This is a genomic window from Gordonia sp. DT218 (assembly GCF_049847105.1).
Classification (GTDB): domain Bacteria; phylum Actinomycetota; class Actinomycetes; order Mycobacteriales; family Mycobacteriaceae; genus Gordonia.
Genome location: NZ_JBNCNS010000001.1, coordinates 42,979 through 52,828 on the forward strand (window position 1 = coordinate 42,979; position 9,850 = coordinate 52,828).

Below are 9,850 nucleotides of genomic sequence, written 5' to 3' on the forward strand. Positions count from 1 at the left end.
CCACTGCAAATATTCCGTGTGGAATATACCGTGCCGGACATCGCATGCCAAGCGTCGGTGTCGATCACTACTGTGGTCACCATGAGCACTGAGAGCGGTGGCGAGCAGGAGCAGGGCGTCTACGTGACCACCGGCCAGGAGTTCGTCCGCGACACCGAATACATCGAGACGCGGATCACCCGAGATGGGCGGGACGGCCACCCCGTCGAGCCCGGGCGTTATCGGCTCGTGGCGGCCCGCGCATGCCCCTGGGCGAACCGGACACTCATCGTCCGACGCCTTCTCGGACTGGAGGACGCGATCTCGCTGGGCCTCTGCGGCCCCACGCACGACGCCGACTCCTGGACCTTCGACCTCGATCCCGGCGGCGTGGACCCGGTGCTCGCCATCCCACGACTCAAGGACGCCTACGAGAAGAGGTTTCCCGGCTATCCCAAGGGCATCACCGTGCCGGCGGTCGTGGACACCCACAGCGGCGCGGTGGTCACCAACGACTTCCCGCAGATGACCATCGACTTCGAGCTCGAATGGGCCGAGCACCATCGCGCGGGTGCGCCGGAGCTGTACCCCGAACATCTCCGCGACGAGATCGACCAGGTGAACCGCGGCGTCTACACCGAGGTCAACAACGGGGTCTACCGATGCGGGTTCGCCGGCAACCAGGACGCCTACGACAAGGCCTACGACCGCTTGTTCACCAAGCTCGACGAACTGTCCGACCGCCTACGCACCCGGCGATACCTGGTGGGCGACACCATCACCGAGGCGGACGTCCGACTGTTCACCACCCTGGCCCGATTCGATCCCGTCTATCACGGCCACTTCAAGTGCAACCGGAGCAAGTTGTCCGAGATGCCGGTGCTCTGGGCCTACGCCCGGGATCTGTTCCAGACACCCGGCTTCGGTGACACCACCGACTTCGCACAGATCAAGCGTCACTACTACGTGGTGCATCGCGACATCAACCCGACCGGCGTCGTCCCCGACGGGCCGGATCTCTCCAATTGGCTGACCCCCCATCATCGGGACGAGCTCGGCGGCCGTCCATTCGGCGACGGCACGCCGCCCGGTCCGCCGAAGCCCGCCGAAATCGTCCCTCCGGAAGGTCGGGTACCCACACATGGCTGACATCAGACGCTCCACCGGAACCGCAGGCCCCCGCCCCGGTCAGCGGCCACCGGGCAAGGCCGTCGAGGTCACCGGCGGTCTGCTCGACCGCGCGCAGCGACTGCAGGGCCCGGCGGTCGCGAAGTACGTACGCAACCTCCGTGCCGCGCATCCCGAGGAATCGCCTGCGCAGATCATCACGAGACTCGAGAAGATCTACCTCACCGCGGTCACCGGCTCCGGTGGGGCCGTCGGCGCCACCGCGGCCGTACCCGGCGTGGGCACGATGACTGCGCTCGGTGCGATGACCGGCGAGACCGCGTTCTTCCTCGAGGCCTCGGCATTGCTCGCCCTCTCGATCGCCGAGGTCCACGGAATCCCGGTGCACGATTCGGAGCGCCGGAAGACGCTGGTACTCGCGGTGGCACTGGGCGAAGAAGGTGTGGTCGCGCTGGGACGGCTCGTCGGCACGCAGGGTGGCGCGCTGCGCCGCCTCGGCGGCGCAGCGATCCCCGGCGGGGGTCTGGGCAAGCTCAACAAGACGCTCGTCAACAAGCTGACCAAGAAGTACGCCATCAAACGGGCTCCCCTGGTGTTCGGCAAGCTGATGCCTGCCGGCATCGGCGCGATGATCGGCGGTATCGGCAACCGCGCCCTGGGCAAGCGCGTCGTCACCAACTCCCGGGAGGCGTTCGGTCCGCCACCGACAACCTGGGTCATCGACGGCTTGATCGTCGGGGACACGGGCCTCCCGGGCGCCGGTGACCGGCCCGACCTGGATCGGTGACTCCGACGCTTCAGACCGAATCGCGATCGACCCGGCCGGGACCGGAGTCCTCGTCACCCGACCCCTCGACACCGCGTCCATGGATCCGCCGACTGGCCTCCGAGAGCTGGCGGTTCCGGACCCTGGTGATCATCACCTTGGTGGTGACCGTCGTCGCGGTCGCCGTCGACCTGGTGGCGCCGCTCCTCGCCAAGGCCGCCATAGACCATGCCACCGGGGCCGTGCACGACGGTCTCTCCATCCAGGCCATCGTCGCGGCGTTGCTGACCATCGCCGTCGTCCGCTACGCATGCCAGTTCGGCCGCCGGCTGACCGCAGGCCGACTGTCGATCTCCGTGCAGAACGCGCTGCGGCTCCGGCTTCTCGACACACTGCTCCACCTGGACGGCAACGCGCAGAACCAGATCCGCACCGGCCAGATCGTCTCGCGGTCGATCTCTGATCTGCAGATCGTGCAGGGACTGCTCGCGATGGCACCGTTGTCGGCAGGCGCGGCGGTGCAGGTGGTCCTCGCGATCGGAATCATGGCGTATCTGTCGCCCCTGCTCACGTGCGTCGCGCTATTGATCTTCCCGCTGGTCGGATTCGTCGTGTTCCGCACGCGCCGTAGGCTTTTCGCGGCAACATGGTCGGCACAGCAGGCTGCCGCCGATGTGGCGCAACACGTCGAGGAGACCGTGACCGGCGTGCGGGTGGTGAAGGGATTCGGCCAGGAGGAGCGGGCGGTCGACGAGCTCGCCGGCCTCGGCGCACGGCTGTATTCCCTGCGCCTGCGGGCCGGGAAGATCAACGCGCGCTTCACCCCGACGATGTCGGCCATCCCCCAGCTCGGGATGGTCGCGGTGATCGCCGTCGGCGGGTACCTGACGATGCACGGCCACATCACCGCGGGCACGTTCCTGGCCTTCGCGACCTATGTCGCCTCGATGACCGCGCTCGCCCGCCTGCTGACCAACCTTGTGGTCAGCGCCCAGTTGGCCCGGGCCGCCGTCGACCGCGTGTACGACGTGATCGAGCATCCGCACGATCCTGCCGAGTCGAACACCGAGACCCTCCCTGACGGTCCACTCGGACTCCGGCTGCGCGGGGTCGGGTTCTCCTTCGGCGACCGGCCCGTCCTCTCCGACGTGGACCTCACCGTCGCGCCGGGTGAGTGCGTCGCGGTGGTGGGCGGGCCGGGTTCGGGGAAGTCGACGCTCGCCGATCTCGCCGGCCGGTATTACCGGCCCGACTCCGGCGTCGTCGAACTGTTGTCGGCCGACGGCGCCCATCCCGTCGACGATCTCGCACCCGACGCCCTGCACGGCGCGGTGTCGGTGGTGTTCGACGAGCCCTTCCTCTACTCGGACACGATCACCGCCAACATCGCGCTCGGCCCGGGCGAGGCGGCAACGGACGACGGCACGCCCAGCCGTCGTCTTCTCTCGGCCGCCCGACGGGCCGACGCATATGAGTTCGTCGAAGGATTACCGGACGGCTTCGAGACCGTGGTCGGCGAGCGGGGACTCACCCTGTCCGGCGGGCAGCGTCAGCGCGTGGCGTTGGCCCGCGCGCTGTACGCCGACTCCCGGATTCTCGTCCTCGACGACGCCACGTCCGCAGTGGACGCGACCACCGAGTCACAGATCCTGCGCGGGTTGCGCGGCGAACGTCGCACGATGCTCCTGTTGGCACATCGCCGGTCCACCCTGGCCCTCGCCGACCGGGTCGCCGTCCTCGAGTCCGGTCGCATCGTGGACGTCGGCACTGTTGCCGAACTCGACGAACGGTGCGATCTGTTCCGCTCGCTGATGGCGTCGGCCGACCCGGAACAGGCCGGCAGGCGCGCCGTCCACCGGCCGCCACCAACACTGGGACTCGATCAGCTGTGGCCCGACGACGCTCCCGAAATCGACGATCCGACGATCCGACGACCGACTGTCACGACCACGGGCCCCGGCGGCGGTGGTGCCCGCGGTGGCGGCGGGATCGGCGGCGCCCTCGGTTCGATGCCGGCGACCCCCGAGGTGCTCGCGGCGGTCGACGCCCTGCCGCCGGCCGACGAGAGCCCCCGGGTGGATGTCGACGCGGCCCGCGCCGAGAGCCGCTCGTTCTCACTGCGCGGGCTGCTGAGCCCGGTGCAGTGGCTGATCGCGGCGGCCATCCTCGCGATCGCGGTGGACACCCTCGTCGGACTGGCATTCCCGTCCCTCGCACGAGCGGTGATCGACGCCGCCACGCACACCGACGAATCCACGCTGTGGCGGGCCACGGCGATCGGCGTGGTGCTGGTCGCCGTGGGCTGGGTCGGGTCGTCGGCGGAAATCGTCTTCGCGACGCGTGCCGGCGAGCGCGTCCTGTTCGGTCTCCGTGTGCGCAGTTACGCCCACCTGCAGCGACTCGGGCTCGACTACTACGAGCGGGAACTGTCCGGCCGGATCATGACGCGGATGACCACCGATGTCGACGCGCTCTCGACATTTCTCCAGACCGGCCTGTCGACGGCCGTCGTCGCGGCCTTCACGCTCGTCGGCGTGTCCGTCGCGCTGGTGATCACCGATCCGCTCCTGGGTGCATTGATGCTCCCCGTCTTTCCGTTCCTGATCGTCGCCACGGTGATCTTCCGGCGCATCTCCTCGGTTGCCTACACACGGTCCCGCGAACTCGTCAGCATCGTGAATGCCGACTTCCAGGAGAACATCGCCGGCATCAAGACCACGCAGACCTACCGCCACACCTCCGCCGCGACGTCCCGATTCACCCGGCGCACCTTCGACTGGGTACACGCCCGGATGGTGTCGCAGAAGGCGATCGCGACCTACTTCCCGTTCATCACGCTGATGTCGGACCTCGCGTCGGCCGTCGCCATCGCCGTCGGTGCCCACCAGATCACCACCGGCTCTCTGTCGGCCGGCACCCTGGTGGCCTTCGTCCTCTACCTGTCCATGCTGTTCGGGCCCGTTCAGCAGCTCTCCCAGGTGTTCGACGGATACCAGCAGGCGGTGGTCGGTCTGCGGCGGATCTCCGACCTGCTCGGCACCCCGAGTTCGCTGATCCGGCGCGACGACGTCGTGACCACCCCCAGCGGCGGCTTCGACGGTCACGCCGTTCTCGACGACGTGAGTTTCCGCTACACCGGCGCGGCCCACGATGCGCTCTCGGAGATCGACCTGACCATCCCGCCCGGGACATCGCTGGCCCTCGTCGGGAAGACCGGCGCCGGGAAGTCGACCATCGTGAAGCTCCTCGCCCGCTACTACGACCCGACCTCGGGAGCGGTCCGGATGGACGGAACCGACATCCGGGATTTTGCTCTCGCCGACTACCGCGGTCGTCTCGGCGTGGTCCCCCAGGAACCGCACCTGTTCACCGGGACGGTCGCGGAGAACATCGCCTACGGCCGGCCGGACGCGGATCGTCGCGCGATCGCCGCGGCCGCCCACTCCGTCGGTGCCGCCGCGATGATCGCGGGGTTACCCGGTCGGATGAATCACCCGATCGGCGAGCGAGGCCAGGGGCTGTCGTCGGGACAGCGGCAGCTGATCGCGCTGGCCCGCGCCGAACTCGTGGAACCCGATCTGCTGCTGCTCGACGAGGCGACCGCCACACTGGACCAGGCCACCGAGGCGCTCGTGCTCGCCGCAGGCGAGGCACTCACGCACCGCCGGACGTCGGTGATCGTCGCGCACCGGCTCGCCACGGCGGCCCGCGCCGACACGATCGCAGTGGTCGATCAGGGCCGGATCGTCGAGCGGGGAACTCATACCGAGCTGCTTGCGTTGGGTCAGAGGTACCGCGCGTTCTGGGATGCTGGTGTCGCTCCCGACGCGGACGGTATCGCCACCGCTGGTGACCAGCAGCTCAGGTGAGTCGGACAGTGAGGTCCACCGCACGTCGTGTATTGCGCACGCGTACCATCGGCAGGTGGTTTGCCGATAGTCTCCACAAGGGACTTTCTCGGTGACAAGCGACCCGACACCAGAGGGAATTGAGGCGAGATACCGCTGTGAGCAGTTCGATTTCAGATTTCGGACAAAATACGTGGCTGGTCGAGGAAATGTACCAGCAGTACAAGAAGGACCCCACGTCAGTTGACCCGAGCTGGCACGAGTTCCTCGCCAACTACGACCCGAGCGTGAACGGCGACGCCGAGACGAGCGCGACCGCCGGCGGCAACGGCGATTCCGCCGCCCGCGACAGCGGTACTGCGACGCCTGGTGGCAGTGCCCCCGCCGCGGCCACCTCACCGAAGGCCGCGGCGCCCGCGACCACCACGAAGACCTCGAGCTCGCAGAGCAAGCAGGTGACGCTCGACCAGCAACCTACTGCCAGCACTCCGGCCCGTAAGTCCGGACCCGCACGGGAATCGACCGCGACCAAGGCCGCGTCCGGCCAGAGCACCGCCAGCCGCGACGGCTCATCCCGGTCCCACAACCGGGCCAAGAGCCCGGTGGGCGCGTCCGCGTCGACGCCACCGGAAGACGAGAACAAGGTCCTGCGCGGCCCCGCGGCCGCGATCGCCAAGAACATGGCCGCCTCGCTCAACGTGCCGACCGCCACGAGCGTGCGCGCCATCCCGGCGAAGCTGATGATCGACAACCGCATCGTCATCAACAACCACCTCGCCCGTACCCGCGGCGGCAAGATCAGCTTCACCCACATCCTCGGCTACGCGATCGTCCAGGCGATCAAGGCGTTCCCGAACATGAACCGCCACTTCGCCGAGGTCGAAGGCAAACCCAACGTCGTCACCCCGGCCCACACCAACCTCGGTCTGGCCATCGATCTGGTCGGCAAGGACGGTAACCGCACACTGGTGGTCGCGGCCATCAAGGGTTGCGAGACAATGGGTTTCGCCGAGTTCTACAGCGCCTACCAGGATATCGTGCGCCGTGCGCGTGACGGCAAGCTCACCGGCGACGATTTCGCGGGCGTGACCGTCTCGCTGACCAACCCCGGGACGATCGGCACGGTCCACTCGGTGCCGCGCCTGATGAAGGGCCAGGGCGCGATCATCGGCGCAGGCGCGATGGAGTACCCCGCCGAGTTCCAGGGCGCCAGCGACGAGCAGATCGCCGAACTCGGTGTCGGCAAGCTGATGACGCTGACGTCGACCTACGACCACCGGATCATCCAGGGTGCGGAGTCGGGCGACTTCCTGCGGACCATCCACGAACTACTCCTCGACGATGCGTTCTACGACGAGATCTTCACCGCGTTCCACATCCCGTACGAGCCGGTCCGGTGGCGTCGCGACATCCCTGCGGGGCTCGTCGACAAGAGCACCCGGGTGCTGGAAATCATTGCCGCATACCGCAGTCGCGGGCATCTGATGGCCGACATCGATCCGCTGATGCTCGACAGTGACGCGCGAGCGAGCCATCCCGACCTCAACGTGCTCACCTACGGCCTGACCCTCTGGGATCTCGATCGCTCCTTCACCGTCGGCGGATTCCACGGCCAGGAGAAGATGAAGCTGCGCGACGTGTTGTCGATCTTGCGCGACGCGTATTGCCGACATGTCGGCGTCGAATACACCCACATCCTCGAGCCCGAGCAGCAGCGCTGGGTGCAGGAGCGCGTCGAGGTCAAGCACGTCAAGCCGCCGGTCGCCGAGCAGAAATACATTCTGTCCAAGCTCAATGCGGCCGAGGCGTTCGAGACCTTCCTGCAGACCAAGTACGTCGGGCAGAAACGCTTCTCGCTCGAAGGCGCCGAAGCGGTCATCCCGATGATGGATGCGGTGATCGATCAGGGCGCCGAGCACAGCCTCGAAGAGGTCGTCGTCGGCATGCCCCACCGCGGTCGCCTGAATGTCCTCGCCAACATCGTCGGCAAGCCCTATTCCAAGATCTTCACCGAGTTCGAGGGCAACCTGAACCCGTCGCAGGCACACGGTTCCGGCGACGTGAAGTACCACCTCGGCGCCGAGGGCAAGTACTACCAGATGTTCGGCGACAACGAGATCAACGTGTCGCTGACCGCCAACCCGAGCCACCTCGAGGCCGTCGACCCGGTTCTGGAAGGCCTCGTCCGCGCCAAGCAAGACCTCCTCGGCGACGACGACTCGTTCCCGATTCTGCCGCTGATGCTGCACGGTGACGCGGCCTTCGCCGGCCAGGGCGTGGTCGCCGAGACGCTGAACATGGCGATGCTCCCCGGCTACCGCACCGGCGGCACCATCCACATCGTGGTGAACAACCAGGTCGGATTCACCACCGCCCCGGAGCATTCCCGATCGACCGAGTACTGCACCGACGTCGCGAAGATGATCGGCGCGCCGATCTTCCACGTCAACGGCGACGATCCCGAGGCGTGCGTGTGGGTCGGGAAGATGGCCGTCGACTACCGGCAGGCCTTCGGCAAGGACGTCGTGATCGACCTCGTCTGCTTCCGTCGTCGCGGCCACAACGAGGGTGACGACCCGTCGATGACGCAGCCGGCCATGTACGAGGTGATCGACACCAAGCGCGGCGTCCGCAAGAGCTACACCGAGGCCCTGATCGGTCGTGGTGACATCTCGACCAAGGAGGCCGAGGATGCGCTGCGTGACTACCAGGGCCAGCTGGAGCGGGTGTTCAACGAGGTCAAGGAGCTCGAGAAGTATCACGCCGAGCCGAGTCCGTCGATCTTGGCCGACCAGACGCTGCCGACCAAGCTGGTGACGGCGGTCGACAAGGAGGTGCTCGCGAGCATCGGCGACGCGTTCCTCAATGTGCCCGAAGGCTTCACGCCGCACCCGCGGGTGAAGCCGGTGCTCGAGCGTCGCCATGAGATGTCGCGCCACGGCGGTGTCGACTGGGCCTTCGCCGAGCTCCTGGCATTCGGCTCGCTCGTCCTCGAGGGGCGCACCGTCCGCCTGTCCGGGCAGGACTCACGCCGCGGCACGTTCACCCAGCGCCACTCGGTGCTCATCGATCGTGACAGCGGCACCGAGTACACCCCGCTCAATCACCTCAAACCGGTGAACGGCGAGGACAGTGAGGACAACGGCGGCCGATTCATGGCGTACGACTCTCCGCTGTCGGAGTTCGCGGTGGTCGGCTTCGAGTACGGCTACTCGGTCGGCAACCCCGACGCGCTGGTGATGTGGGAGGCGCAGTTCGGCGACTTCGTCAACGGCGCCCAGTCCATCATCGACGAGTTCATCTCGTCCGGTGAGGCGAAGTGGGGACAGCTGTCCGACGTCGTGCTGCTGCTCCCCCACGGTCACGAGGGCCAGGGTCCCGACCACACCTCCGGTCGTATCGAGCGCTTCCTGCAGCTGTGCGCCGAAGGTTCGATGACCGTTGCGCTGCCGTCGACCCCGGCGAGCTACTTCCACCTCCTGCGCCGACACGTCCTCGACGGCATCAGCCGCCCACTGGTGGTGTTCACGCCGAAGTCGATGCTGCGCAACAAGCGAGCGGTCAGCCCGATCGAGGAGTTCACCGACGACAAGTTCCGCTCGGTCATCGACGACCCGAAGTTCATCTCGGGCGACGGCGATCGCGACAAGGTCAAGCGTGTCCTGCTGGTGAGCGGCAAGCTCTACTACGAGATCGCCGCACGCCGCGACAAGGAAGAGCGTGACGACATCGCGGTGGTCCGCATCGAGCAGCTCTACCCGGTGCCGCATCGTCGTCTCCGCAACACTCTCGAGCAGTACGGCAATGCCGACGACTTCGTGTGGGTGCAGGAGGAGCCGGCCAACCAGGGTCCGTGGCCGTTCCTCGGTCTGTGGCTGCCCGAGATGCTGCCCGACCTGCTCAAAGGTCTGCGCCGCGCCTCACGTCGCCCGATGTCGGCGCCGTCGTCGGGGTCGAGCAAGGTGCACGCCGTCGAGCAGCAGGAGATCCTCGACGAGGCGTTCGGCTGATCTGACATCTCGAGTGTGGGGGGGGGCCCGGCCCCCCCCCCCCATTTATTTGTGGGGCCGGCCCCCCCAGTAACCCCAGACCCCAGGCGGGTGAGCCCTCCGCCACCTCCTGGGCGCCG

General features: G+C 67.5%; 4 protein-coding genes. All 4 read left to right on the top strand.

The features are described from left to right. Window positions 1-81 precede the first annotated feature (81 nt). Window positions 82-1,128, top strand: a complete 1,047-nt coding sequence (locus ACPXCG_RS00210) for a glutathione S-transferase family protein (protein WP_425787971.1) — start codon at window positions 82-84, stop codon at window positions 1,126-1,128. After that, window positions 1,121-1,894, top strand: coding sequence for a hypothetical protein (locus ACPXCG_RS00215; RefSeq protein ID WP_425787973.1), 774 nt, complete (start codon window positions 1,121-1,123; stop codon window positions 1,892-1,894). The genes ACPXCG_RS00210 and ACPXCG_RS00215 overlap by 8 nt, the downstream gene beginning before the upstream one ends. Then, window positions 1,891-5,742: an ABC transporter ATP-binding protein gene (locus ACPXCG_RS00220; protein ID WP_425787975.1), complete on the top strand. Its 3,852-nt coding sequence runs from the start codon at window positions 1,891-1,893 to the stop codon at window positions 5,740-5,742. The genes ACPXCG_RS00215 and ACPXCG_RS00220 overlap by 4 nt, the downstream gene beginning before the upstream one ends. Window positions 5,743-5,930: 188 nt before the next feature. After that, complete coding sequence (locus ACPXCG_RS00225) at window positions 5,931-9,731, top strand: multifunctional oxoglutarate decarboxylase/oxoglutarate dehydrogenase thiamine pyrophosphate-binding subunit/dihydrolipoyllysine-residue succinyltransferase subunit (protein ID WP_425787977.1); 3,801 nt, start codon at window positions 5,931-5,933, stop codon at window positions 9,729-9,731. Window positions 9,732-9,850: the final 119 nt, after the last annotated feature.

What these genes read in the sequence shown, in the direction of transcription:
- ACPXCG_RS00210 (WP_425787971.1), top strand. Translation starts at nt 82, where the DNA reads ATGAGCACTGAGAGCGGTGGCGAGCAGGAGCAGGGCGTCTACGTGACC.
- ACPXCG_RS00225 (WP_425787977.1), top strand. Translation starts at nt 5,931, where the DNA reads ATGTACCAGCAGTACAAGAAGGACCCCACGTCAGTTGACCCGAGCTGG.
- ACPXCG_RS00215 (WP_425787973.1), top strand. Translation starts at nt 1,121, where the DNA reads ATGGCTGACATCAGACGCTCCACCGGAACCGCAGGCCCCCGCCCCGGT.